Annotated in this window: 23 protein-coding genes and 1 pseudogene; 8 read left to right on the top strand and 16 right to left on the bottom strand. The window is 64.1% G+C overall.

Annotated features, from left to right (window positions below; translation table 11 throughout):
- Both ACIPY3_RS20630 and ACIPY3_RS20625 read right to left on the bottom strand, forming a co-directional pair.
- A pseudogene (locus ACIPY3_RS20630) lies at window positions 1-784 on the bottom strand (peptidase S8/S53 subtilisin kexin sedolisin); the annotation flags it as partial.
- A 229-nt stretch (window positions 785-1013) separates the two neighbouring features.
- Window positions 1014-1469, bottom strand: coding sequence for a hypothetical protein (locus ACIPY3_RS20625; RefSeq protein WP_400336998.1), 456 nt, complete (start codon window positions 1467-1469; stop codon window positions 1014-1016).
- 193 nt (window positions 1470-1662) lie between these two features.
- Between ACIPY3_RS20625 and ACIPY3_RS20620 the strand changes: the two genes are divergently transcribed.
- Entirely contained in the window at window positions 1663-2754 is a 1092-nt protein-coding gene (locus tag ACIPY3_RS20620) for a DNA polymerase IV (RefSeq protein ID WP_400336996.1), read from the top strand.
- A gap of 36 nt (window positions 2755-2790) precedes the next feature.
- Here the strand turns inward: ACIPY3_RS20620 and ACIPY3_RS20615 are convergent, their stop codons facing one another.
- From ACIPY3_RS20615 to ACIPY3_RS20595, 5 genes are all read right to left on the bottom strand, one after another.
- On the bottom strand, window positions 2791-3774 hold the full coding sequence (locus ACIPY3_RS20615; protein ID WP_400336994.1) for an aldo/keto reductase: 984 nt from the start codon (window positions 3772-3774) through the stop codon (window positions 2791-2793).
- Window positions 3775-3784: 10 nt separating this feature from the next.
- The gene (locus ACIPY3_RS20610) at window positions 3785-4996 is read right to left on the bottom strand and encodes an RNA polymerase sigma factor (protein WP_400336992.1); all 1212 of its coding nucleotides are present in this window, start codon (window positions 4994-4996) and stop codon (window positions 3785-3787) included.
- Window positions 4997-4999: 3 nt separating this feature from the next.
- A complete protein-coding gene (locus ACIPY3_RS20605) occupies window positions 5000-5359 on the bottom strand; it encodes a YciI family protein (RefSeq protein ID WP_400336991.1) in 360 nt (119 codons plus the stop codon).
- 92 nt (window positions 5360-5451) lie between these two features.
- A complete protein-coding gene (locus ACIPY3_RS20600; RefSeq protein ID WP_400271184.1) occupies window positions 5452-6267 on the bottom strand; it encodes a methyltransferase domain-containing protein in 816 nt (271 codons plus the stop codon).
- Between the two features lie 81 nt (window positions 6268-6348).
- On the bottom strand, window positions 6349-6825 hold the full coding sequence (locus ACIPY3_RS20595; protein ID WP_400337087.1) for a MarR family winged helix-turn-helix transcriptional regulator: 477 nt from the start codon (window positions 6823-6825) through the stop codon (window positions 6349-6351).
- Between the two features lie 240 nt (window positions 6826-7065).
- Between ACIPY3_RS20595 and ACIPY3_RS20590 the strand changes: the two genes are divergently transcribed.
- Entirely contained in the window at window positions 7066-9231 is a 2166-nt protein-coding gene (locus ACIPY3_RS20590; protein WP_400336989.1) for an MMPL family transporter, read from the top strand.
- A gap of 81 nt (window positions 9232-9312) precedes the next feature.
- Complete coding sequence (gene trxB / locus ACIPY3_RS20585; RefSeq protein ID WP_400336987.1) at window positions 9313-10290, top strand: thioredoxin-disulfide reductase; 978 nt, start codon at window positions 9313-9315, stop codon at window positions 10288-10290.
- A 13-nt stretch (window positions 10291-10303) separates the two neighbouring features.
- On the opposite strand, the gene ACIPY3_RS20580 is transcribed toward trxB, so the two are convergent.
- From ACIPY3_RS20580 to ACIPY3_RS20565, 4 genes are all read right to left on the bottom strand, one after another.
- Window positions 10304-10645, bottom strand: coding sequence for a hypothetical protein (locus ACIPY3_RS20580; RefSeq protein WP_400336985.1), 342 nt, complete (start codon window positions 10643-10645; stop codon window positions 10304-10306).
- A gap of 3 nt (window positions 10646-10648) precedes the next feature.
- Window positions 10649-11104 (bottom strand): prevent-host-death protein, encoded by a 456-nt coding sequence (locus ACIPY3_RS20575; RefSeq protein ID WP_400336983.1) that lies wholly within the window; start codon window positions 11102-11104, stop codon window positions 10649-10651.
- A gap of 50 nt (window positions 11105-11154) precedes the next feature.
- The gene (locus ACIPY3_RS20570) at window positions 11155-12012 is read right to left on the bottom strand and encodes a prephenate dehydratase (protein ID WP_397325748.1); all 858 of its coding nucleotides are present in this window, start codon (window positions 12010-12012) and stop codon (window positions 11155-11157) included.
- Window positions 12013-12158: 146 nt separating this feature from the next.
- Window positions 12159-13571, bottom strand: coding sequence for an aldehyde dehydrogenase family protein (locus ACIPY3_RS20565; protein ID WP_400336981.1), 1413 nt, complete (start codon window positions 13569-13571; stop codon window positions 12159-12161).
- Window positions 13572-13747: 176 nt separating this feature from the next.
- Here ACIPY3_RS20565 and ACIPY3_RS20560 point away from each other — a divergent pair, with 176 nt between their 5' ends.
- Entirely contained in the window at window positions 13748-14386 is a 639-nt protein-coding gene (locus ACIPY3_RS20560) for a LysE family translocator (protein ID WP_397325671.1), read from the top strand.
- A gap of 5 nt (window positions 14387-14391) precedes the next feature.
- Here the strand turns inward: ACIPY3_RS20560 and ACIPY3_RS20555 are convergent, their stop codons facing one another.
- From ACIPY3_RS20555 to ACIPY3_RS20545, 3 genes are all read right to left on the bottom strand, one after another.
- Window positions 14392-15114, bottom strand: coding sequence for a hypothetical protein (locus ACIPY3_RS20555; RefSeq protein ID WP_400336979.1), 723 nt, complete (start codon window positions 15112-15114; stop codon window positions 14392-14394).
- The gene (locus tag ACIPY3_RS20550; RefSeq protein WP_400336977.1) at window positions 15104-15790 is read right to left on the bottom strand and encodes a helix-turn-helix domain-containing protein; all 687 of its coding nucleotides are present in this window, start codon (window positions 15788-15790) and stop codon (window positions 15104-15106) included. Before ACIPY3_RS20550 ends, ACIPY3_RS20555 begins: the two co-directional genes overlap by 11 nt.
- Window positions 15791-15908: 118 nt before the next feature.
- Window positions 15909-16499 (bottom strand): TetR/AcrR family transcriptional regulator, encoded by a 591-nt coding sequence (locus ACIPY3_RS20545; RefSeq protein ID WP_400336976.1) that lies wholly within the window; start codon window positions 16497-16499, stop codon window positions 15909-15911.
- A 122-nt stretch (window positions 16500-16621) separates the two neighbouring features.
- Between ACIPY3_RS20545 and ACIPY3_RS20540 the strand changes: the two genes are divergently transcribed.
- The 4 genes from ACIPY3_RS20540 to ACIPY3_RS20525 are packed head-to-tail and all read left to right on the top strand — an operon-like array spanning window position 16622 to window position 21176.
- The gene (locus ACIPY3_RS20540; RefSeq protein WP_400336974.1) at window positions 16622-18583 is read left to right on the top strand and encodes a primary-amine oxidase; all 1962 of its coding nucleotides are present in this window, start codon (window positions 16622-16624) and stop codon (window positions 18581-18583) included.
- 2 nt (window positions 18584-18585) lie between these two features.
- Window positions 18586-19041, top strand: a complete 456-nt coding sequence (locus ACIPY3_RS20535) for a hypothetical protein (RefSeq protein WP_400336972.1) — start codon at window positions 18586-18588, stop codon at window positions 19039-19041.
- Window positions 19042-19093: 52 nt separating this feature from the next.
- Entirely contained in the window at window positions 19094-20389 is a 1296-nt protein-coding gene (locus tag ACIPY3_RS20530; protein ID WP_400336971.1) for an APC family permease, read from the top strand.
- Complete coding sequence (locus ACIPY3_RS20525; RefSeq protein WP_400336969.1) at window positions 20364-21176, top strand: hypothetical protein; 813 nt, start codon at window positions 20364-20366, stop codon at window positions 21174-21176. Before ACIPY3_RS20530 ends, ACIPY3_RS20525 begins: the two co-directional genes overlap by 26 nt.
- 95 nt (window positions 21177-21271) lie before the next feature.
- On the opposite strand, the gene ACIPY3_RS20520 is transcribed toward ACIPY3_RS20525, so the two are convergent.
- Window positions 21272-22147: a sigma-70 family RNA polymerase sigma factor gene (locus tag ACIPY3_RS20520; protein ID WP_400336967.1), complete on the bottom strand. Its 876-nt coding sequence runs from the start codon at window positions 22145-22147 to the stop codon at window positions 21272-21274.
- A gap of 16 nt (window positions 22148-22163) precedes the next feature.
- Window positions 22164-22622, bottom strand: coding sequence for a carboxymuconolactone decarboxylase family protein (locus tag ACIPY3_RS20515; protein ID WP_400336965.1), 459 nt, complete (start codon window positions 22620-22622; stop codon window positions 22164-22166).
- Window positions 22623-22779 lie beyond the last annotated feature (157 nt).

Below are 22779 nucleotides of genomic sequence, written 5' to 3'. Positions count from 1 at the left end.
GGTTGGCTGTCAGGACGTAACCCGCTTTGGCTGTGCCGGTTATGGTCGGCGTGCGGCTGGCCAGTGCACTGTTCACGTTGAGTGTTGTGAGTGTTTGGAAGGACCCGGAGTTGCCGAGGCTGTCGCGGAGGGGGAAGAGGGTGACTTTCCATTGTCCGAGGGCGGAGCCTTGGGGGATGGTCATGGTGCGTTCCCAGGTTCCGTCTTTGGTGGTGCCGGAGATGAGGGTCATGCTGCCGAAGCCTTGGCTTTGGCTTGTGGTGGCGTGGTCCAGGCTCAGGGTTGGTGCGGTGGTCGCGGTGGCGTCGGTGATGCGGAGGGTGACTTTGACGGTGGCCGGGCCGGTGCTGAGGTTGAAGGTTTTGGGTGTGACGGTGGAGCTCACCAGGACCGGTGCTGATGTGTCAGACGGTGCGCCGCTGAGTGTGAGTGTTGTGAGTGTTTGGAAGGATCCGGAGTTGCCGAGGCTGTCGCGGAGGGGGAAGAGGGTGACTTTCCATTGTCCGAGGGCGGAGCCTTGGGGGATGGTCATGGTGCGTTCCCAGGTTCCGTCTTTGGTGGTGCCGGAGATGAGGGTCATGCTGCCGAAGCCGTGGCTTTGGCTTGTGGTGGCGTGGTCCAGGCTCAGGGTTGGTGCGGTGGTCGCGGTGGCGTCGGTGATGCGGAGGGTGACTTTGACGGTGGCCGGGCCGGTGCTGAGGTTGAAGGTTTTGGGTGTGACGGTGGAGCTCACCAGGACCGGTGCTGATGTGTCTGTCGCCGCCTTCGCGGGCGTTTGCGGCAAGAAGATGAAAGATAGACAGACGACAAGAAGTAAACCGAGCATGACTCTCACACGCCCGGTACAGTAATTCAACGACACGCGTTAATCCCCGTAATTCCCCGCCCCCATGGCGGTCAGTTATTTCCCGCGAAGATGCGGGCAGAGTAACTCTAGTGCCATTGCGTTTCGCCATTATTCACGTGACAGTATGTGTCCTTCTGCCCGGTGCCGGGAACACTTGTGGGCCCGCTCAATTGCATTTGCCCAGTGTCGAATGGCACCAATGAAACTCCGTCTCCGGTAGCAGGTTGTAGTACCCGTCGAAATAGGAATGAGGACCAGAGCACGTGTAGCCGTCTTCGTCCATGCCGAAGTGTCCAATCATCTCCAGGCCAAGCTCGGCTTTAGCCAGGGCTTTGAGCGTCTCAGCTTCGACAAGGATCGGTTCCGTTTGCTCCCAATTCTCAGGCCAGCAGCCAGCGTGTGCGATTGCGAAGTACTTGGTTTCTTGGTGGCGGAGGGCATCGAGAATCTCATTGAAGTGCGGTGTCAAGGAACCTGAAAAGTCGTCGGTGACAACGGTGACGATGTCCAGGCGCATTTCGGCGTCAAGACCTACCGCAACTATCCGAGGAAGAACGGTAGAACCTTGGACGACGTGTGGATAAGCAAGGATTTGAAGGTCGAAGCCAGCCTGAATAATCATATTCCGACGCTATGTCCGGGCTATTAGCCATTGAAACCCTGTATCGGGCGTATGTGGACAAAGCTCGGAAGCAGCTGCGTACCGCCACCACCCACTTTGCCGCCGCCAGCCAGGGAATGCACCCCAAACAGGTTGATAGCCGCCTCCGAGCAGCCCAAAGAAGGTCGTGAAGGTACAGCCAAGGCAGCCAGCAATGGGGCAGACTAATCCCGTGAGCGGAATCCCGTGGGTCCTGCACGTAGATCTCGACCAGTTCATCGCTGCCGTCGAAATCCTGCGGCGGCCTGAGCTCGCGGGAAAACCTCTCATCGTGGGCGGCCGCGGGGATCCGACGGAACGGGCAGTAGTGTCCACGGCGTCCTATGAGGCCCGGGCTTTCGGCGTTGGTTCGGGTATGCCGTTGCGTATCGCGGCCCGCAAGGTGCCCGACGCCATCATCCTCCCCGTCGACCACGAGGCGTATCTCGCGGCGTCGGAGGTCGTGATGCAGACCCTCCGCGAGCAACCCGGCGCCACGGTCCAAGTCCTCGGCTGGGATGAGGCGTTCGTGGGTGTCACCACTGAGGATCCCGAGGCCTATGCGAAACAAATCCAGAGCGCCGTGTTGGAGAACACCCAATTGCACTGCAGCGTCGGCATCGGTGACAACCTGGTCCGCGCCAAGAATGCCACCGACTTCGGCAAACCCGCCGGTACTTTCCGCCTGACCAAGGAGAACTGGTTGGATGTCATGGGGGACAAACCGACCATCGGACTCTGGGGCGTCGGACCGAAGATTTCCAAGCGGCTCGCTGCCCACGGCATCACCACGGTCAACGAACTCGCCGCCGTGGACCCGGCCAGCCTGGTAGAGGAGTTCGGTCCGAAGATGGGCCCTTGGTATGCGCAACTCGGGCGGGGCGATGGCGCCACGGAGGTGGACGATACGCCGTGGGTTGCCCGCGCCCACGGCCGTGAGACTACCTTCCAGCAGGACCTGACGGAGCCGGTCCAAATCGAGGATGCCGTCAAGGAACTCACCGCCAGGGTCCTTGAAGACGTCGCCGCCGAGGGGCGTCCGGTGGTTGGCCTGACGCTCAAAGTCCGCTACAAACCGTTCTTCACCAAGACCTACGCGAAGAAGATTCCACAGACCTTCGACCGCGGCGAAGTCCTCACCCAAGCCTTGAACCTCACCGGCAAAATGGAACCGGACCGCCCAATCCGCCTCCTGGGACTCCGCGCCGAAATGGCCATGCCGGACGACGCCCGCCAAGGCCACACCCCCACGCGCAGCGGCTGGTAAAAACGGCGACCGGAAAGTACGACGCCGGCCTGCCGCCTACCAGCGCGGGTGGATCGCTTCCCGGAAGTAGCGGTCGTAGATGTCGCGTACGCCCGCGGACAATCCGGCTCCGACGGAAGACAACGAACCAGCTTCGGCATTGGCAGCAGCCTGCTCCGCCGAACGCGCCCCGGGAATGACTGAAGTGACGCCGTCCTGTGCGATGACCCAGGCGAGGGCCGCCTGGGAGGTGGTGACGCCGTCGGGAATCAATGCGCTGAACTCCTGCGCCGCCTTGACGCCGGTGGCGTAGTCCACGCCGGAGAAAGTCTCACCGACATCGAAGGAAGCACCGTCACGGTTGTAGTTGCGGTGGTCGTCAGCCGCAAAAGTCGTCTCCGTGGTGTACTTCCCGGACAACAGGCCCGAGGCCAAGGGCACCCGGGCAATGATGCCCACGCCCGCTTCGCGCGCGGCCGGGAGCACCTCGTCGAGCGGTTTGAGCCGGAAGGCATTGAGAATGATCTGGATAGATGCGGTGTTTCCGCGCTTGATCGCTTCAAGGGCCTCGTCCGTGCGCTCGACGCTCACGCCGTAGTTGCGGATGGCCCCTTCGCTGACCAGGGTGTCCAGGGCGTCGTACACCTCGGAGCGGCTGTATACGGCGGTGGGCGGGCAGTGCAGTTGGACCAGGTCCAGGGTGTCCTGTTGCAGGTTGCGCCGCGAACGGTCGGTCCAGGTGCGGAAATTGGCCAGCGTGTAGTTCTCGGGAACCTGGTCCACGCGCCGGCCCATCTTGGTGGCCACGGTGATGTTGAGGTCCGGGTTGATGCGGAGGAAACGTCCAATGATCTGTTCGCTCCGGCCATCGCCATAGACGTCGGCGGTGTCGAAGAAGTTGACGCCGGCTTCCACGGAGGCCTCAAGGACGGCCACCGCGTCCTCTTCCGTGACGGAGCCCCAGTCGGCCCCGAGTTGCCAGGTGCCCAGTCCAACGGTGGAAACGGACCGGCCGGTTTTGCCAAGAATGCGCTGTTCCATGCGTTTGAGCCTAGTCGAGCGCCGCGACCTTCCCCATCAGATACCGGCGCTCCTGCAGGCTCCCGGTCTTCTTCGCGGCCGCCAGATAGGCGGCCCGTGCCTCGCCAGGCAGGCCAGCCAGCTCCAGCAAATGTCCCCGCACGGCGTCCAGGCGGTGCCCGCGACCCAGCGCGGAATCCAGCCCTTCCAGCAGCTTCAAAGCCACCACCGGCCCCTCGACGCGGGCCACGGCCACGGCCCGGTTCAGCGTCACTACGGGGCTGGGGGCCACAGCTTCCAAGACCGTGTACAGCGCCACGATCTGCGGCCAGTCCGTCTCCGCATCGGAAGCCGCCTCGGCATGGACGGCGGCGATCGCGGCCTGCAGTTGATAGGGACCGGGACGCCCACGGCCCAGCACGGAGGACAGCAAGGCAACGCCCTCCGTGATCTGCCCGCCATTCCAGAGGCTCCGGTCCTGCTCGGCCAGCGGAACCGGCGTCCCGTCCTGAAGCGTCCTTGCCGCGTGGCGGGACTCCGTGAGCAGCATCAGGGCCAGCAGTGCGTCCGCTTCCGGCTCGCCCGGAGCAGCGGCCACCAAGAGCCTGGCCAGCCGGATCGCTTCCGTCGTGAGGTCTTCCCGTTGCAGCGACTCACCTGAGCTTGCCGCGTAGCCTTCGTTGAAGATCAGGTACAGGACGTGAAGTACGACGCCGAGCCTCGCCTGCCGCTCGGACGGTGCCGGTTGCTCGAAGCGGCCACCGGCCTTCTGGATCGTTTGTTTCGCGCGGCTGATCCTTTTTCCCATGGTCGCTTCGGGGACCAGGAAAGCGGAGGCGATTTCCGCCGTCGTGAGTCCTCCCACTGCGCGGAGCGTCAAGGCGAGCTGCGACGGTGCCGAGAGGGCCGGGTGGCAGCAGAGGAACATGAGGGCGAGGGTGTCGTCGGCAGCGGAAACGGTCACGTCGACCTCCATGGCCGCCACGCGGTCTTCCCGGGCACGGCGGGCGGAGTCGCTGCGCCAGACGTCGATCAACCGTCGGGACGCAACGGACAACAGCCAGCCCTTGGGGTTATCCGGCATTCCGGACGGCCACTGCAGCGCGGCCTCGAGGAGGGCTTCCTGAACGGCGTCCTCGCAGGCATCGAATTGGCCGTGCTTACGGACCAGCACGCTGAGGACCTGCGGCGCGAGCGTGCGCAGCAGGTCCTCGATTCGCGTGTCCCGCGGGGGCTGAGTCAAAAGCTAGACCTCCGGCGGGCCGTCCGGGATGGCGCGGAGCTCCACGACTTGTGAGTACTTCACGATGCTGGAGCAAATCTCCACGGCCCGTTCCTCGCTGGCGACGTCCACTACCCAGTACCCCACCAGGGATTCCTTGGCTTCCGCGTACGGACCATCGGTGGTGATGACGCCGTCCGGGGTTTGCTTGACGAGCTTCGCGGTGCTGCCGTCAGCCAAACCCGCATTGAACACCAGCTCTCCGGACTCGGTGAGGTCCTTGTCGATCTGGATCATGAAACCGATCATTTCCTTGACCCACTCCGGATCGGCGGTTTCCATCATGCCCTCGGCCGAACCGAACATCATGATCATGTATTTCATCTCGAACTCCTTGTTGAGGGGCTCCCTGTCTGGGCGCCTTCACTCATAGGTCGGAACCGGGTGGGACATTTCTACATGGTGCTTAAAAGTTCTTAAGCCCTCGCAATGACTTCCCCGTTCGGGATGAGGAAGAAGCCATCCTCCGTGGCGCCCCAACGATGCCAGCCGGCGGCAATCCGGGCGAGGTCGGCCTCATTGGCGAAGCCATACTCCAGAGCCTGCTCGGCGAAGGCGGAGTGCAGCACCCGTTCGCTCCACACCCGTGACTGCCAAGCGCGCTGCTGTGCCGTGGCGTAGAGCCAGTTGCTGCTGCTCGGGGAAACCTGGGCAAACCCGGCTTGCTGCGCCCACGAAACCAGGCGGCGGCCGGCGTCGGGCTCTGCTCCGTTGCGGCGCGCGATCCTCTGGTAGAGCTCCATCCAGTCGTCGAGTTCCGGGACCTCCGGGTACCAGCTCATGCCGTGGAAGTCGGCGTCCCGTACGGCAACGATGGCTCCCGGTTTGGCCACGCGGCGCATCTCCCGCAGGGCCGCCACTGGATCGGTGAGGTGCTGGAGCACCTGGTGCGCGTGGACCAGATCGAACGTTTCGTCCTCGAAGTCAAGGTCGTAGATGTTCCCCGTTTGGAAGTCTACGTTCTCCACGCCGCGGTCCTTGGCCAGCTCGGTGGCTTGGGCAATGATGTCCGCCGAGCGGTCCAAGCCGGTCACGTGCCCGGGCGAAACCAGCCCCGCGAAATCGCACGTGATGCTGCCAGGGCCGCAGCCGACGTCGAGCACTGACGTCCCGGGGGTGAGATGGGGGATGACAAACGCGGCCGAATTCTCGGCTGTCCGTGAGGCGTGGGCCCGGACAACCGACTCGTGGTGCCCGTGGGTATAGACATCTTCAGGCTGCTGCTCGTTCATAGGGAAACGCTACAGCTTGGCCCGCCCAACTAGGTCGCATTTGTGCGCGTTTTGAGCCGTCAGAACGCGCACTACTGCGACCTAGTTGGGTTCGGGGCTCGTTGCTTCGTGGCGGGCGTCGATGGTGGCCTCGACCATGTCGGTCATGAAGCGTCGAACCAGTTCCAGTTCCTCCGGGCTGTAAGCGTCCATGGCTTTCCCCATCCGCATGGCCAAGGGAAGGAACATGGCGCTGCCGTCGCGATATGCCTTGGGCGTCATGTGAAGTTGGACCTGGCGTCGATCCGTGCCGAGGCGCTCGCGGGTCAGGTGTCCGGAGGCGTGCAGGCGATCCACCAAAGCAGTGGTCGCGGGGGAGCTGAGGCGCAGTTCGCTGCGCAGCACGCCCGGCGTCACGACGCGGCCCGCAGCCGAGTGGCGCATGACCACGGCCAACGCGTTCAGGTCGGTCCTGTGCATGTCATTGCGCCCGCCAGCAGCGTCTACATAGTGGTTGGCTTCGAGGGTGAAGTCCTGCAGGAGCCGGACAAGGTCCTGCGGAAGGCCCGACGGCGGCATGGCACCTTCCGGCGCGCCACTCACCGAAGCGCGGCCGCCCGCGTCCGCTGCGGGATCCCTTGGGCGCTCGTCCCACGTATCCGACATCAGCGCCCTCCTTACGTCTTTGCTGCCTTCCGGATATTACTCCCCGTCCCCGCCCAGCAAGGCATCGGCGACGAAGTCCGCTTGATTAGTTCCATGATAGAGATACTCTATAGTCTAATAAATACCCACTCGTGCCTCGGAAAGTAAGGACCCATGAAAACGCAGAAAGTGCCGTTCTGGTTGCGGTGGCTGATCCCGGTGGTGCTGGTCATCACCTGGCTGGGAATCGCTGGAGTTGGCGGCCCGACGTTTGGCCGCTTGGAGGAGGTTTCCTCCAACGACCAGGCCTCGTTCCTTCCGGCCGGGGCGGAAGCCACCGAAGCCGGTGACTGGCAGGCCAAGTTCCGCGACTCCGACGAAATCCCCGCAGTGGTCATCGTCGAGAGCGACACCGCATTCACCCCGGCCCAACTGGGCGAAGCAGCCCAGCTGAAAGCCGACATCGAGGCACTCAAGCTGGGGAGCGCCGTCGTCGGGCCCATCCCTTCGCAGGACGCCAAAGCGGTGCAGTACATAGTGCCGATCGCCGAGACTGACGAGATTCGTGACGTTGTCAAGGAACTGCGCGACGTGGTGCAGCCCGGCGCTCCCGACGGCATGCGGGCCTATGTCACCGGACCGGCTGGCCTGACAGCGGACCTGGTCAACGCCTTTGGCGGCATCGACGGCATCCTGCTGCTCGTGGCGCTCGGTGCCGTGTTCGTGATCCTCCTGCTGGTGTACCGCTCGCTCGTGCTGCCGATAGCCGTTCTCCTGACCTCCGTCTTCGCCCTCTGCGCCGCGATTCTGCTGGTCTTCGGCATGGCCAAGCTCGGCTGGATCCAGCTCAACGGCCAAAGCCAAGGCATCCTGTCCATCCTGGTGATCGGTGCCGCCACGGACTACGCACTGCTGTTCGTTGCCCGGTTCCGCGAAGCGCTCACCCACACCACCAACCGGACCCAGGCAGTGCTGACGGCGTGGAAGGCATCCTTCGAGCCGATCCTCGCTTCCGGCGCCACCGTGATCATCGCGCTGCTGTGCTTGCTGTTCTCGGACCTGAACTCCAACAAGGCCCTCGGTCCCGTGGCTGCGGCGGGCATCGTCTGCTCGCTGTTCGCCGCGCTCACCCTGCTTCCTGCGTTCATGGCGCTGCTGGGCCGCGCAGCTTTCTGGCCCTTCCGTCCCAAGCTGCTGCCCGACGACGAACGCGGACCCGAGCTGGTCACCGGCCTTGAGGGGCAAAAGGGTCTGTGGCGGCGCGTGGGTTCCTTGGTTTCACGCCGACCGCGCGTGGTGTGGATCGCCTCGGTGCTGCTCCTGGTGGTGGCCTCGGCGGGTGTCCTCCAGTTGAAGGCCAACGGTGTTCCGCAGACCGACGTCATCCTGGCCAAGTCCGACGCCGTCGACGGCCAGGACGCGCTGGCGAGGCATTTCGACGCCGGCAGCGGCAGCCCCGTCGTCGTGGTTGCCTCCCAAGGCGCCGCGCAGCAGGTGCTGGACAAGGTCAAGGCCGCCAACGGCGTAGGCGACGCCTACCTGCTGGGCGAGGGCAGCGTGCCGATTACCGGCGCACCAGGTGCACCGGCTGATCCCGCCGTCCGCGATGGCCGTGTGCTCATCAACGCGACGCTCAACAGCGCAGCCGACTCGATCGAAGCCGAAGACACGGTGAAGTCGCTGCGCGTCTCGGTGCGCGACGTCGATTCCTCAGCGTTGGTTGGCGGGGTCACCGCCACAGCCCTGGACACCAACACCACGGCCCAGCGCGACCTGACAGTGATCATCCCGATCGTGCTGGTGGTCATCCTCTTAATCCTGATGCTCCTGCTCCGGTCGGTGGTGGCGCCGGTGCTTCTGGTGCTGTCCGTGGTCCTCTCCTACGGCGCGGCCATGGGCGTCTCGGCCTGGGTATTCAACGGGATCTTCCAGTTCTCCGGTGCCGATGCCACGGTTCCGCTGTTCGGTTTCGTGTTCCTGGTGGCCCTGGGTGTGGACTACAACATCTTCCTCATGAGCCGCGTCCGCGAGGAATCGCTCAAGCATGGAACGAGGCCGGGCATCCTCCGGGGACTCGGCGTGACGGGCGGCGTGATCACCTCCGCCGGAGTGGTCCTCGCGGCTACCTTCGCCGCGCTGGGCGTCATTCCCATCATGTTCCTGGTGCAGCTGGCCTTCATCGTGGCCTTCGGCGTGTTGCTGGATACGGTGCTGGTGCGCTCGCTCTTGGTCCCAGCATTGGCTTACGACATCGGGGACAAGATCTGGTGGCCGAGCAAGCTGGGGCGCGGTAAGCCGTCCGCTTCCGTGAAGGAACGCGAGGCGTCTTCGGTCCGCTAGGCCTTGATTGACGGGCGGGTACTTGTTGCACTTGAACAAGCACCCGCCCGGCGTCATGCCTGCCCAGCCAAGGAGATTCTCATGAGCAAGGAACAGCTGATCATTATCGGGTCCGGTCCTGCCGGTTACACGGCCGCGATCTACGCTGCACGGGCCGGGCTTGAGCCGCTGGTCCTGGCCGGATCGGTGACCGCCGGCGGCGCGCTCATGAACACCACGGAAGTGGAGAACTTCCCGGGCTTCCCCGAGGGGATCCAAGGTCCGGAGCTGATGGACGGACTACAGGCCCAGGCGGAGAAGTTCGGCGCAAAGATAGTGTTCGACGACGTCACGTCCGTTTCGCTGCGAGGCCACCTTAAGTCGGTGGTCACCGGGGCAGGGGAGACCCACGAGGCTCCGGCGGTCATCCTGGCTACCGGCTCTGCCTACAAGGAACTGGGCCTGCCGGAAGAGAAAAAGCTCAGCGGACACGGTGTTTCCTGGTGTGCCACGTGCGATGGCTTCTTCTTCCGCGAGCAGGACATCATCGTGGTGGGCGGCGGCGACTCCGCCATGGAGGAAGCGACTTTCTTGACGCGGTTCGGGAAGTCCGTGACCGTCGTCGTGCGAAAGGGTGAGCTGCGCGCCTCCCGGATCATGGCGCAGCGGGCCAAGGACAACCCGAAGATCAGCTTCGCGTGGAACTCTGCTGTCACTGCCATCCATGGTGATGCCAAGGTTACGGGCGTGACGCTGACGGATACCCGCACCGGTGCGACCCGTGAGCAGGCGGCGACGGGCATCTTCGTGGCGATTGGGCACCTGCCCCGCACGGAACTGTTGGGCGGCCAGGTGGACCTGGATGCCGAGGGGTACATCAAGGTGGATTCACCCACCACGTGCACCAACCTGTCGGGCGTCTTCGCCTGCGGCGATGCCGTGGACCACCGCTACCGCCAGGCCATCACTGCAGCGGGTACGGGTTGTTCAGCGGCCTTGGATGCCGAGCGTTACCTGGCTGCGTTGGAGGATGCAGACAGCATCGCGACAGCGCTGGTGGAGGAGCCGACGCACTTTTAGCATTCGGCAGCGGCTACTTGGTCTCGTTGGGGTGGTGCGTATGCACTTGCTCCAGATAGACAACGTGCTCGACGACGAAGAACCAAATTCGGGCATCACCCTTGAGCGTTGGCTTGTGCTGCCAGCGCTCGTGCGTTGAACCCTGATGAGAGACCAAACCTAATTCGCCACGCAACGGGTAGTTGGTGGGCGTCATGACTTGGGGCGTCCGGGTAAGGAAGTCCCAGGAGTCCGTCAACGCATTGCGGATGGTTGCGCGCAGATCAATCCACCCGCGCTTTGCCTGAACAGATGCGAAGCGAAGATCGTACTCGCTCTTCTTGGTAGGGCGCTCAACCTTGGAGTCCTTCGCCATGCCTTAGGGACGCTCTACGGGTTCAGATTCTTCAAGCCATTCAATGGGCTCCTTGCCCAGGCCGGCTGCTAGTGCCGTTGCCGATTCACGCCATGCGGTTAGCTCGGCAATCGCCAGGTGAGGCTGATTTGTTGCGAAGGAGGCTCGGGCAGCGGCCAAGACCTCGCTCGCGCACGTTTCCTGGTCAGCCTTGCTCAGCGCCAGCATCCATGGGAACCGGTCGCTCATGCGGCACGCCAAGGTCCCCTCGGTGCTCGTGGAGACCGCTACGAGTTGTGCGGCTAGTTCCAGCAGGGAAGCCCGCGCGCGATCTGCGCTCTCGGACATCAGCACAAGCGCTTCACCGTCACGACGGGTGACCCGGACCGGATGGTCAGCTGCGGCCGCGAAGACCTCAGCGGAAGACCTGCTGAGCTCAGACGATTGGAACGTAGTCCTTGACGTGGTGGTAGTGCTCATACCTAGAGTGTATTCAGAACATGTTCTGAATGGAAGGCGGTCTGAGTCGCTCAGACGTTAACCAGGCTCCGCTCGCGGTAGCCGTCCGCGGCATAGACGCCAAGGACGCGGACCTCCGTAGTGAAGAACTCCAGCTCCTCCAGCGCGCGCCGGAGGCGGGCGTCCTCGGGGTGGCCTTCGACGTCGGAGATGAACATGGTGGCCGCGAATTCGTTGCCCACCATGTAGCTCTCCAGGCGGGTCATGTTGAGCCCGTTGGTGGCGAACCCGCCCAGCGCCTTATAGAGGGCCGAGGGGACGTTCCGGACGCGGAACACAAACGTGGTGATCGCGGGACCCGGCAGTTCTTCCTTGGTGGGAAGCGCGCGCTCGCGGGCCAGGACCACGAACCGGGTGGTGTTGGTGGGATCATCCTCGACGCCGGAGGCCAGGACGTCGAGTCCGTACAGCCCGGCGGCCAGCGGTGGAGCGAGTGAGAGCTTGCGGGGATCGTTCCAGTCCCTGACTTCGCGGGCAGACCCTGCGGTATCCCCGGCGATCACGGGCTTCAGGCCTGCTTCGCGGATGATGCGCCGGCACTGGCCCAACGCGTGGATGTGGCTGTGGACCTCGGTAGCGCCCTCGATGGTGCTGCCCGGAATGCCCAGCAGGTCGAAGCGGATGGGAAGGAAGTATTCGCCAACAATCTGCAGGTTCGACTGTGGAAGAAGGACGTGGATGTCCGCCACGCGGCCCGCGATGGAGTTCTCGATCGGGATCATGGCAAGGTCCACTTCCCCGGTGGAGACGAGTTCAAAGGCGTCCTCGAAGCTGGCGCAGGGCACGCTTTCGAGTTCGGGGAACATTTCCTTGCAAGCGAGGTCCGAGTTGGCTCCGGGCTCGCCTTGGTACGCGATCTTCTGGGACATGGTGCTCATGGTTTCATGCGGGGTATGGGGCTGCGCAAAAGCGTCCACCGTATGGCCTTCGGCACCCAACTGGGTCGCATTTGTACGCGTTTTGAGCCGTGAAAACGCGCTTAACTGCGACCCAGTTGGGTGATGCGGGAGGGGAGTCAGCCGTTGATGATCTGCGGAACGCCCAGGTGCTTGAGGCCTTCGGCGCCGAACTCCAGGCCGTAGCCGGACTGCTTCGCCCCGCCGAACGGGACGCGGGGGTCTACGGCGCCGTGCTTGTTGATCCATACGGTTCCGGCCTGGATGCGGGCGGCGACTTCGCGGGCGGCGGCCGGGTCGGAGGACCAGACTGAGGCGCCGAGTCCGACGTCGAGCGCGTTCGCCTTGGCGACGGCCTCATCAACAGTGCTGTATTTGATGATCGGCAGGGCGGGACCGAACTGTTCCTCGGCGACGAGCGGGTTGTCGTTGTCGATGTCCGCCACGAGCGTGGTGGGGTAGAAGTTGCCGGGCTGGTCGGTGTCGGGGTTGCCGCCCACGAGGATCCGGGCGCCGGAATCGCGGGCGGCCTCTACAAGGCGGGCGACGATGTCGTACTGCTGGCGGTTCTGCAGCGGCCCAAGGACGTTGTTCTCGTCGAGCCCGTTGCCCATGGGCATTGCGGCGGCAACAGCTGCGAGCTCGGTGCACACGGCCTCGTACTGGGACTCGTGGACGTAGAGGCGCTTCAGCGCCGCGCAGGTCTGGCCGGTGTTGATGAAGGCGCCCCAGAACAGGCCTTCGGCGATTGCCTTGGGGTCCGAATCGGGCAGGACGATGCCGGCGTCGTTGCCGCCCAGTTCCAGGGTGAGGCGCTTGACCGTGTCCGCGGAGGAACGGATGATCGCCTTGCCCGTGGCGGTGGAGCCGGTGAACATGACCTTGCCGATCGCCTTGTGGGAAGCAAGCGCCTCGCCGACGTCACGGCCGCCGGACACTACGGAGACCAGGCCTTCGGGCAGTTCCTGGTTGATGATCGAGATCAGCGCCAGCACGGACAGCGGCGTGTATTCGGAGGGCTTGACCACCACGGAGTTGCCCATCCGCAGGGCCGGGGCGATCTGCCACACGGTGATCATCATGGGCCAGTTCCACGGGCCGATGGCACCCACGACGCCGATAGGCCGGTAGTGCAGTTCGGCGCGGGTTTCGCCGTCGTCCACTACTACTTCCGGTTCCAGCGGGGTGCCGGCCGTGGCGCGCAGCCAGGCGGCGCAGGCGCCGACTTCGAAGCGGGCGTTCGGGCCGTTCAGCGGTTTGCCCTGCTCGCGGGAGAGCAGTTGGGCGAGTTCTTCGGCGGAGCGTTCGACGGCGTCGGCTGCTTTCAGGAGCGCGGCGGACCGGGCGTCGTGGCCCAAGGCAGCCCACGCGGGTTGAACGGCAGCGGCAGTAGCGATGGCGGCTTCGAGGTCTTCGACCGTGTGGACCGGGGCCTCGCCGACGGCTTCGCCCGTGGCGGGATCGAAAATGGTGCGGCTGTTCTGGCCGGGGGCTGCGGTGATCGAGGCCAGCAGGGCGTCGTAAGTCTCCATTGGTACTCCGCTCGGTAGTAAGTCTTGGCGGCCGGTGAGGCGCGCGGCGATGCTTCCAGTGTGGTTGGCGTCACGTGGAGTGGTCTTGTCATTGGACGAACAGGCCTTGACGGCAAGCGAACGCTTTAGGTTCACTTGGCTTTCGCTACCTGCCGGTATGCTCCACAATCGATCTTGTGACTCTCGCTTCCCTCGCTGCATTTGCCGGTCTTTGCCTGGTCCTGTCCGTGACTCCCGGTCCGGACACCTTCCTGGTGCTTCGCATCGCGTTGAACAGACCGTCGGCGGGGATCGCCGCGGCAGCCGGTTCTGCGATCGGTGCCATCGTGTGGGCCGCACTGGTGGGGGTTGGCCTCGCCGCGATCCTGGAGCAGTCTGCGGAGTTGTTCCGCTGGATCAAGATCGCCGGCGGCCTGTACCTGCTGTACCTGGGTGTTTCGTCGTTCATCAAGTCGCGCCGCGCAGCCAAGGCCGGTGCTGCCGGGTCCGCCGAAGAGCCGCTGCCCTACAACCGCCTTTCGGCCCTCGGCGCGGGTGCGCTCTCGACGCTCCTCAACCCCAAGGTGGGCCTGTTCTACCTCGCCGTGGTTCCGCAGTTCATCCCGCACGGCGGCGACACCATGGGCACGTCCCTCATCCTGGGCGTCGTCGTGGCCGTGATTGCCTTCGCGTACCTCTCGATGATCGCCGTGGTGGCGTTCAAGGCGATGCGGTGGCTGAAGAAGCCGAAGGTGAGCACCGTCGTCGAACGTACGTCCAGCGGAATCATTGCGGGACTGGGTGTTGGAGTGGTGGCGTCGGGGGCTACTAGCTAGGCCGCTCAGCTCAGCGACGAACGCAGGCGTTCAATACCGTCGGCACCCTCTGGTACTTGTTCCATGAGCCCTGGTTCATTGGCAAGGCGACCAAGCATGTTTGCCAGGTGGTCCCGTTCAGCGCGCTTGTAGGTGACGCCGCGAAGGTCTGAGGCCCGGACAACGGATGCCAAGGCAAGAAAGTCGTCGATGTGTCGCTGCCGCAGGGGATCGTTGATGATTGAAAGCGCCCCCGCCTTGCCGATAAGGCTGCCGAGGAGCGTGGGTCGGTTCACATACCCGGACGCTGATCCTGCTTGAACGTCGACGGTCTCGGAGCGGTCAAGGGCCTGCTGGCTGGCCGGAGCGGCAATTGTGGTCCCGCCCGTGACTCCGCGTCGCTTCTCGGCGCGTTCACCCAGATAGCGCGGGATGAGAACATCAATCAGAGCCTTGTCGCGCTTCCATCGATGTTGGTACCCCTCCGGGGATTCCCCCACAGATTCGAAGCCAAGGTTCACGAGGAGTTCGGTGAAGTCGTGAAGCATCGTCGGGTATGCCCGGATGTCCAGTGCCAAATCGGCGTCCTTTGTAGCCCGCACATACGGTGCGCCCCGCTCCACAGCGTGCAGGTAGACCGCCTGGCCTCCAACCAGAACCCACCCCTTTGGCATCGCTTTGTGGATTTCGAAGACAGCCTGCCATGCTTCCTGCTGTTCGGCGAACATTGCGGGAAGTTCAATGGGCATGAATACTCCTGAGGATTTCGCGTGCTGCCTGCTGTTCGCGGACACCGGGCCGCTCGGCCAAGTCTGCCGCCACCACAAGCGGCGGAAGTTCGTCTGGGATTCGTTCAGCGGCCCTAAGGACGACATTGGGCCTGTTGCCCGGAAGTGCCGGAACCAGGAACCAATCCTTGGCGACGTCCTTGAGATCGTCGCGTTCCACGTAGGCTTCCACCTCTGAGTTGGCCAGCAACCCGGACCGTGGATGCGAGACTCCGGAGAGGTGGATTCGGTTGTCCTCGCGAAGCTCGGGAATGTCAGCCGGGCTGGAGGAGAACTCGAACTTTTCGGCGCGGTTGGCCAGCCACGCCGCAACAAGCTCCAGCGAATCGGGGGAGTCCTGCAATCGGCTGACGCGTTGCTTGAGACGATGCTTCTCGACGGGCGAGGGTTTCAAGTCATCGAAGAGGGAGTGCCTGAGGCTGTCGTCCCAGAAGCACGACATGAGTTGCCAAGCACTGCGTTCGGACAGCGGCCGGCCAGCCCGCTTTCCGGGCCGGTACTGGGCGGCGTCAGCTTCTTCAACGATCCAGCGTCCACCGACCCGCTGTCCGCGAATGCGGCCGGATTGGACGAGTTGCCGTGCTCGGCTTTGGTTGACGTTGAGGCGCTTCGCCAGTTCGGGGATGCTGAGTGCCATTTCATAATGGTATCGGTACCGCTATGAATATGTAATGACTTCGAGAGCCTGGAATTACATATTCGTAGAGCTTCCGCCAGGAATGTGTAATCGAGGGTTGGGGTAGGCGGAACCTGACTCAGGCGGCCAGCAGCGCCAAATAGTTGTCCAACTGCCCCTCGAGGTTGATGGAAAAGTGTTCCCCCGGGGACAGTGCTGCCACGATCTGGGCTCCCAGCATCATGTTGAGCAGGTGATCGGCGACGGCGGCGTCCCCGATGGGCGTGGCAATCTCGCCGGCCGCGCGGGCTGCTGCGGTGTGGGCCGTGATGGTGGTGTGCCACTGGCTCATGGATTCGCTGTGGAGGGCGGCCATGTCCGGTTCGTTCAAGGCCTTTTGCCAGAACGGGATGACGATCCGGGCTTCATTGACGCGTTCCTCGTCCAGGGGGAGGACTTCGGTGCAGAAGGCCCGCAGGGCGGCCACGCCGGAAAGTCCTTCCGTTACCAGGGCGATGCGCTGGTTGGTCCGGTTGAAGACGTGTCCGAACGCCGACGTGAGCAGCAGGTCCTTGGTGGGAAAGTAGGGCTTCAGGGCGCCGTTGGCAAACCCTGCTTCGATGGCGATTTCCCTCATGGTGGCACCTTCAATGCCCAGTCTGGCGATGATCCGCCACGTGGCGTCCACCAGTTCGAGGCGTCGTTGATCGTGGTCAACAATCTTTGGCACGGAGGGGACTCCCGGAAAAATAATTGGCGGACAGGTCTTGTGACCCATCTTACGTTTTGGTTATTCTCTACAGCAATAGAAAATAAATCCTGACCCGTCGAGGTCCCGGACAAGAGGCAGCCATGACGCCCACAGCAACTGACGTTTCCACCCAATACGGCCTGGCCACAGCTGAAGAGATCACCACGGTGCAAGGCATCCTGCAGGCCTCCGGACACCTCGGGGACGCCAAGCGGATCGCTTACCTCGGCCTGGTGGATCCGTCCCGCGGCACCTCGGAACCTGACCGCAGGTTCCGCGTTTTCATACACGACATTTCCGGGGGAGCACCCACCGACGTCCTCGTCTCCGCTGCCCGCGGAGAGGTGCTGTCCGCCGTCGAGCTTGATACGAAGGTGTCCGGCGAACTGCCGGTGCTCGAGGAAGAGTTCGAGGTTGTGGAAACGCTCCTGGCGACGGATGAGCGGTGGCTGGCCGCCCTCGCTGCCCGCGACCTCGACGTGGCAAAGGTACGCGTTGCCCCGCTGTCCGCAGGCGTTTTCGAGTACGAGGAAGAGCGCGGCCGGCGCATCCTCCGCGGCCTGGCCTTCGTGCAGGACTTCCCGGAAGACAGCGCCTGGGCCCATCCCGTTGACGGCCTGGTGGCCTACGTGGACGTAGTGAATAAGGAAGTCACCCAGGTGATCGACCTCGGCGTGATGCCCATTCCCGCCGAGCACGGCAACTACACGGACCCTGAGCTGACGGGACCCCTTCGCGACACGCAGAAGCCGATCAGCATCACGCAGCCTGAAGGCCCCAGCTTCACCGTTACGGGCGGCAACCACGTGGAGTGGGAAAAGTGGAGCGTGGACGTCGGCTTCGATGTCCGCGAAGGTGTGGTCCTGCACAATCTGGCCTTCAAGGACGGCGACAAGAAACGCCCCATCATCAACCGCGCGTCGATCGCGGAAATGGTGGTTCCCTACGGTGATCCTTCGCCCATCCGGTCGTGGCAGAACTACTTCGACACCGGCGAATACCTCGTGGGCCAGTACGCCAACTCCCTGGAACTGGGCTGCGACTGCCTGGGCGACATCACCTACCTCAGTCCGGTGATCAGTGACGCCTTCGGCAACCCCCGCGAAATCCGCAACGGCATCTGCATGCACGAGGAAGACTGGGGCATCCTCTCCAAGCACTCGGACCTGTGGACGGGCATCAACTACACCCGCCGCAACCGCCGCCTGGTGATCTCCTTCTTCACCACCATCGGCAACTACGACTATGGGTTCTACTGGTACCTCTACCTGGACGGCACCATCGAATTCGAAGCCAAGGCCACCGGCATCGTGTTCACCTCGGCGTTCCCGGAGGGCGGCTCGGACAACATCTCCCAGCTCGCCCCGGGCCTGGGCGCACCCTTCCACCAGCACCTTTTCAGCGCCCGACTGGACATGGCCATCGACGGTTTCACCAACCGCGTCGAAGAAGAGGATGTGGTCCGCCAGGCCATGGGTCCGGGCAACGAACGTGGCAACGCCTTTTCCCGCAAGCGCACCGTCCTCACCAAAGAATCCGAAGCTGTCCGCGAATCCGACGCCAAAGTTGGCCGCACCTGGATCATCTCCAACCCGGAATCGAAGAACCGCCTGGGCGAACCCGTTGGCTACAAACTCCACACCGAAAACCAGCCCACGCTCCTGGCCGATCCCGGTTCCTCGATCGCCAAGCGCGCGGCCTTCGCCACCAAGGATGTCTGGGTCACCCGCTACGCCGACGAGGAACGCTACCCCACCGGCGACTTCGTCAACCAGCACTCCGGCGGCGCGGGACTCCCGGCCTACGTGGCCCAGGACCGCGACATCGACGGCCAGGACATCGTTGTGTGGCACACCTTTGGCCTGACCCACTTCCCGCGCGTCGAGGACTGGCCGATCATGCCCGTGGACACGGTCGGCTTCAAGCTCCGTCCCGAGGGTTTCTTCGACCGGAGCCCCGTGCTGGACGTGCCCGCGAACAGCTCGGGTTCGAGTTGCCACACCGCTCCCGGTGAGACTACTGCTGAGACAGCGCACGGCGAAGCCTCCGGGCACTGCCACTAACCATGGCGATCACTGCAGGACGGGTCCGCGCCTCCGGACCTGTCCTTCACCCCCGGCTCTGCGCTGCCATCACGGCCGTCTCTTGCCTGACCCACCTCTGGCTCGCCGCTTCCGGACACCACGACGCCTGGATCGGCTTGGTCATGGTGGCCCTGGCCGCGGTCTGCGTTCCGTGCACTGTCCACATCTGGCGCCACAGCCGGGTCGGCGCACTTCATCAGGTCACCGGGGCAGCCCTTGCCATGGTTGCCCTGCACGCCGTGTTGCTGCTCGGAGCGGGCGGTTCCGGACACGCGCACGGCGGCAGGCCGGCGTCGGGCGCTGTTGATACCGCAGGGGCTGCCCAACTGTTGTTGGTGATCGGCCTGGAAATCACGACGGCGTTACTCGCCGCGACGCTCGTGGCCCGGCTGCGGCGTCGTGCAGTGAAAGCAGATTCGGCAGAATATCGACACTGAAAGGCAGTTTCCCTGCTGGATGCCCCGACCCCGAACACTGTTCACTTGAAATGTGAGTAAAGCTGGCAGTAATTCGGGCTTGGGCCTTTTCCGGGCGACGGGGATCTACGTGGGTGCGATTCTAGGTTCGGGAGTCCTTGTGCTCCCGGCCATCGCAGCCCAAGTCGCAGGTCCGGCGTCGTTGTTGGCGTGGGCTCTCTTGCTGGTCTTCTGCACGCCCGTGGCCTTCAGCTTCGCGGAAATGTCCAGCCAACAGCCCGACGCCGGCGGGATTGCCACGTTCGTGACCCGCGCTTTCGGACGGCGGTCCTCGGTGGTGGCCGGCTATCTCTTCTACTTCGCCATTCCGTTCGGAGCGCCCGCAACGGCTGTGATCGGCGGGGACTACATCGCCCATGCACTGGGCGGTGGCAGGGAAACGGCGTTGATCGCAGCGGGGCTGATCCTTGCAGCAGGGTTCGTGAGCAACGCCGTAGGTATACGGGTCTCGAGCAGGCTGCAACTGGGGCTGATGGTCCTGCTGGTGGCCCTCCTGGCCTTGGCCGTGGGAGTTGCGGCTCCGTATTCCAAGACGGAAAACTTTGTGCCCTTCGCCCCGCACGGCTACCTGGCCGTGGGCGGTGCGGCCAGCCTGCTGTTTTTCTGTTTCGCCGGGTGGGAAGCAGTGACGCATCTGGCGGGCGAATTCCGCAACCCAGGACGTGATCTGAAGAGGGCAACGTGGCTGACACTCGTCGTGGTCGGCGTGATCTACATCGGCCTGGTTGCTGCTTGCGTCGCCGTCCTTGGGCCGGGACTCGCCGGGAGCAGCGTTCCTGTGGCCGAGTTGCTGGCCAAGGGACTCGGTCCGGCCGCTGCTCCGGTGACTGCAGTGGCCGCAGCGGTTCTGACGTTCGGGCCGCTCAACACGTTCGTGGCCGGCGCCAGCAAGCTCGGTGCCCGCTTGGCGTCCGACGGCGTGCTGCCGCGGGCTTTGGCGCGCGGCGTCGGGCCGGGGGAGGTTCCATCGGCAAGCCTCGCGGCGCTGGGTGTGATGGCGGCGATCTCCTTTGCACTCGCAGCAGCCGGGCTGTTGAGCATGGAGTTCCAGATCGGCGCGGCATCCGCGTGCTTCACGGCGGTGACGGCCTTTGGCTTGGCTGCCGGGGTTGTCCTCCTCCGCCGCGGCACGGCTGCGTGGTACGGGGTGATCGTTGCCACTGTGGTGATGCTTGTGGTGCTGGTGTTCAGCGGGTGGGCGCTGCTTGTCCCGGCAGGGCTGGGCGTGGCGGCCCTGTTTGCGGGGCGCTTGTTTTTGAAATCCCCGGTGCCACAATTGAGCCATGGCCGCAGCGTGGTCAATTCGTGAGGGTTTCCGTGCCGGGCCGGATCCGGATGCGTTGCGCCGCCCGTTCTTCATTGCCGCCGTCGTTGTCTTCGCCCTGGTAGTCCTGACCGAGGTGGGCATGGCCCTGGTCCTGGGCCAGACCGCCGTCGATCCTGTCTCCCCGGGGGACGCCGACAAGCTGGGCGTCCCGCTGGAGGTGTTCCTCAAAACACAGAAAGCCGATGCCGATCCTCCGGGGGCGGGCATCGGCTTTCTCGCGTTCCTGGACGGGTTGCTGTTGTTCACGGTGGTGATGCTGGGGCTCAGCCTCATGATGAACCTGCGCACCTACGGGCGGGTCCAGGGAATTGCCACGTTGATCGTGACACTGCTGTGGGTGATCGCGGCGTTCCTCACGGCTTTGCTCGCGTTGGCCAAACTGTTCCTGATGATCGGGCTGTTCGTGGCTACGCCCTTCGGGACCATTGCCTATCTGGCGCTGTGGGGGAGCTTCCCGAAAGGGCAGGCAGCGGCCATCCTCGGGTTGTTGTTGCTGCTGAAGATCGTGTTCGCGGTGCTGCTGATCCTGAGCCAGCCGAAGTTCCTCAAAGTTACCGGGCTGGTGATCCTGTTGGTGGTCTCCGTGCTGTTGCAGGTGGTCCTCGGGATCATTCACGGGTTCCTGCCCGGGCCGTTGGTGTCCATCGGAGACCAGTTTTGGGCGCTGGTGACCGTGGTGGTGGCGCTGGTGTGGGCTTTGATCATGTTGATCGGATCCATTCCGGCGATCATCAACGCGCTGCGGGTGAGTGGCTCGGCGGGGGATTAGCTCGGCTACCTGGGCGCCGGGTTCGCGGGAAGCCTGCCTGTTCGTGCGGAAGCTTCCCCACGAACGGGCAGCTTTCCCGCGGTTTCGCGGCAGAGTTACAGCCCAACCCGCGTCAGCTTGTCCGGATTCGAGATCTGCCGCAACCCGTGGATGCTGCCGTCAGGGCCGCCGTCGAGCACTAAGACGTCGGCGCGGCCCGAATGCCTGAGCACCAGCGCCGGCCCGCCGTTCACGTCGATGAGATCGGCAGTGACTGGCTGCAGCGCGGCGGCCTTCTCCAGGATGCCGACGAAGAACCGTGCGATCCTGGCGGCCCCGAACAGCGGGTTCATGGCACTCTTGACCTTGCCTCCGCCGTCTGCCCACAGCACAGCATCCCGGTCCAGCATGGCCACAACGGTGTCAATCTCGCCGTTCTCAATGGCGAGCACCAGCTTCTCCAAGGCGGCGCGGTCCTTGGCCCGAGGGGCGGGTGCGTCGGGGTCGATGTCCAAGCGGCGTTCCGAACGCGAAATCATCTGGCGGACTGCGGCCGGGGTCTTGTCCAGGATTTCCCCGATCTCCGGGGCGGACATCCCGAAGGCGCGGTGCAGCACAAGGGCCGCCCGCGCCTCGGGTGCCAATTGCTCGGCAAGGTGCAGCAAGGTCAGCGACAACAGCTCGCGGTTGGCCAGTGTTTCCTCCGGTAGCCGGGCCGTGTCCACTGGCTCGGGCAGCCAAGGGCCGGTGTAGTCCTCCCGGATGGCAGCGAGTTGGCGGACCCGGTCCACGGAGCGCCGAACGCACACGGTGGTGAGCCAGGCCGGCCAGGAGTCCACGCTGGAACGCCGTTCCTGACGGACGGCGTCCATCGCGACTTCCGACACCACGTCTTCGGCATGGCCAAAATCGCCGAGCATCCGGTACGCGATGCCCAGAAGGCGGTTCCGTTCGCTTTGCCACGCCGCCGTGGCCGAGACTGCAAGCGTCATGCTGCCACGTTACCGCTCAGACCAGCGGGTTCTTCTCGTCCAGCGGTGGCTCCATCTGTGTGCTCACGGCGATCCGGTTCCAGACGTTGATGGTGGAGATCGCCAGGATCAGTGCACCCATTTGGCCGTCGTCGAAGTGCGTTGCTGCGGCGTTCCAGATCTCGTCGGTGACGGTGTCCGGCCCGAGTTGGGTGACGGCATCGGTCAGGGCGAGCACGGCCTGTTCACGGGCATCGAAGAACACTTTCGAGTGCTGCCAGGCTGCGACGGCGTGAAGTTTGCGGGACGGGATGCCGCGCTTGGCGCCCTCGGTTGCGTGCATGTCCACACAGAATCCGCAGCCGTTCAGGATGGAGGCACGGAGCTTGATGAGTTCGTACAGGTCCGGGTCCACGGACTTGCGGGCGTAGCCTTCCAAACCGATGACGGCGGCGTAGCCGAGCTTGTTGCTCCGGCCCATGTTGATGCGTGGCATGGTGTTCGTCCTTTCGAAGTGGTTCCTTACATCAGGGATGTCGGACGGCAGCGCCGAAGTGTGACAGTAATGATGGAATTGGTTGTGTCGCGGCGTGGCTCTAAGTGTGGTTGACGCCCTGTGAGGGGTTTGTCTTGACATTGATCTGTCCGCCGCG

This window comes from Paenarthrobacter sp. NPDC089714, from assembly GCF_044748905.1.
Classification (GTDB): domain Bacteria; phylum Actinomycetota; class Actinomycetes; order Actinomycetales; family Micrococcaceae; genus Arthrobacter.
This window is presented reverse-complemented; position numbering and strand designations above follow the sequence as displayed.

Excerpts from the sequence above, each read along its gene's own strand:
- ACIPY3_RS20625 (WP_400336998.1), bottom strand. The coding sequence starts at position 1,469 with ATGATTATTCAGGCTGGCTTCGACCTTCAAATCCTTGCTTATCCACAC.
- ACIPY3_RS20620 (WP_400336996.1), top strand. The coding sequence starts at position 1,663 with ATGGGGCAGACTAATCCCGTGAGCGGAATCCCGTGGGTCCTGCACGTA.
- ACIPY3_RS20615 (WP_400336994.1), bottom strand. The coding sequence starts at position 3,774 with ATGGAACAGCGCATTCTTGGCAAAACCGGCCGGTCCGTTTCCACCGTT.
- ACIPY3_RS20605 (WP_400336991.1), bottom strand. The coding sequence starts at position 5,359 with ATGAAATACATGATCATGATGTTCGGTTCGGCCGAGGGCATGATGGAA.
- ACIPY3_RS20600 (WP_400271184.1), bottom strand. The coding sequence starts at position 6,267 with ATGAACGAGCAGCAGCCTGAAGATGTCTATACCCACGGGCACCACGAG.
- ACIPY3_RS20595 (WP_400337087.1), bottom strand. The coding sequence starts at position 6,825 with ATGCCGCCGTCGGGCCTTCCGCAGGACCTTGTCCGGCTCCTGCAGGAC.
- ACIPY3_RS20590 (WP_400336989.1), top strand. The coding sequence starts at position 7,066 with ATGAAAACGCAGAAAGTGCCGTTCTGGTTGCGGTGGCTGATCCCGGTG.
- trxB (WP_400336987.1), top strand. The coding sequence starts at position 9,313 with ATGAGCAAGGAACAGCTGATCATTATCGGGTCCGGTCCTGCCGGTTAC.
- ACIPY3_RS20580 (WP_400336985.1), bottom strand. The coding sequence starts at position 10,645 with ATGGCGAAGGACTCCAAGGTTGAGCGCCCTACCAAGAAGAGCGAGTAC.
- ACIPY3_RS20575 (WP_400336983.1), bottom strand. The coding sequence starts at position 11,104 with ATGAGCACTACCACCACGTCAAGGACTACGTTCCAATCGTCTGAGCTC.
- ACIPY3_RS20570 (WP_397325748.1), bottom strand. The coding sequence starts at position 12,012 with ATGTCCCAGAAGATCGCGTACCAAGGCGAGCCCGGAGCCAACTCGGAC.
- ACIPY3_RS20565 (WP_400336981.1), bottom strand. The coding sequence starts at position 13,571 with ATGGAGACTTACGACGCCCTGCTGGCCTCGATCACCGCAGCCCCCGGC.
- ACIPY3_RS20555 (WP_400336979.1), bottom strand. The coding sequence starts at position 15,114 with ATGCCCATTGAACTTCCCGCAATGTTCGCCGAACAGCAGGAAGCATGG.
- ACIPY3_RS20550 (WP_400336977.1), bottom strand. The coding sequence starts at position 15,790 with ATGGCACTCAGCATCCCCGAACTGGCGAAGCGCCTCAACGTCAACCAA.
- ACIPY3_RS20540 (WP_400336974.1), top strand. The coding sequence starts at position 16,622 with ATGACGCCCACAGCAACTGACGTTTCCACCCAATACGGCCTGGCCACA.
- ACIPY3_RS20535 (WP_400336972.1), top strand. The coding sequence starts at position 18,586 with ATGGCGATCACTGCAGGACGGGTCCGCGCCTCCGGACCTGTCCTTCAC.
- ACIPY3_RS20525 (WP_400336969.1), top strand. The coding sequence starts at position 20,364 with ATGGCCGCAGCGTGGTCAATTCGTGAGGGTTTCCGTGCCGGGCCGGAT.
- ACIPY3_RS20520 (WP_400336967.1), bottom strand. The coding sequence starts at position 22,147 with ATGACGCTTGCAGTCTCGGCCACGGCGGCGTGGCAAAGCGAACGGAAC.
- ACIPY3_RS20515 (WP_400336965.1), bottom strand. The coding sequence starts at position 22,622 with ATGCCACGCATCAACATGGGCCGGAGCAACAAGCTCGGCTACGCCGCC.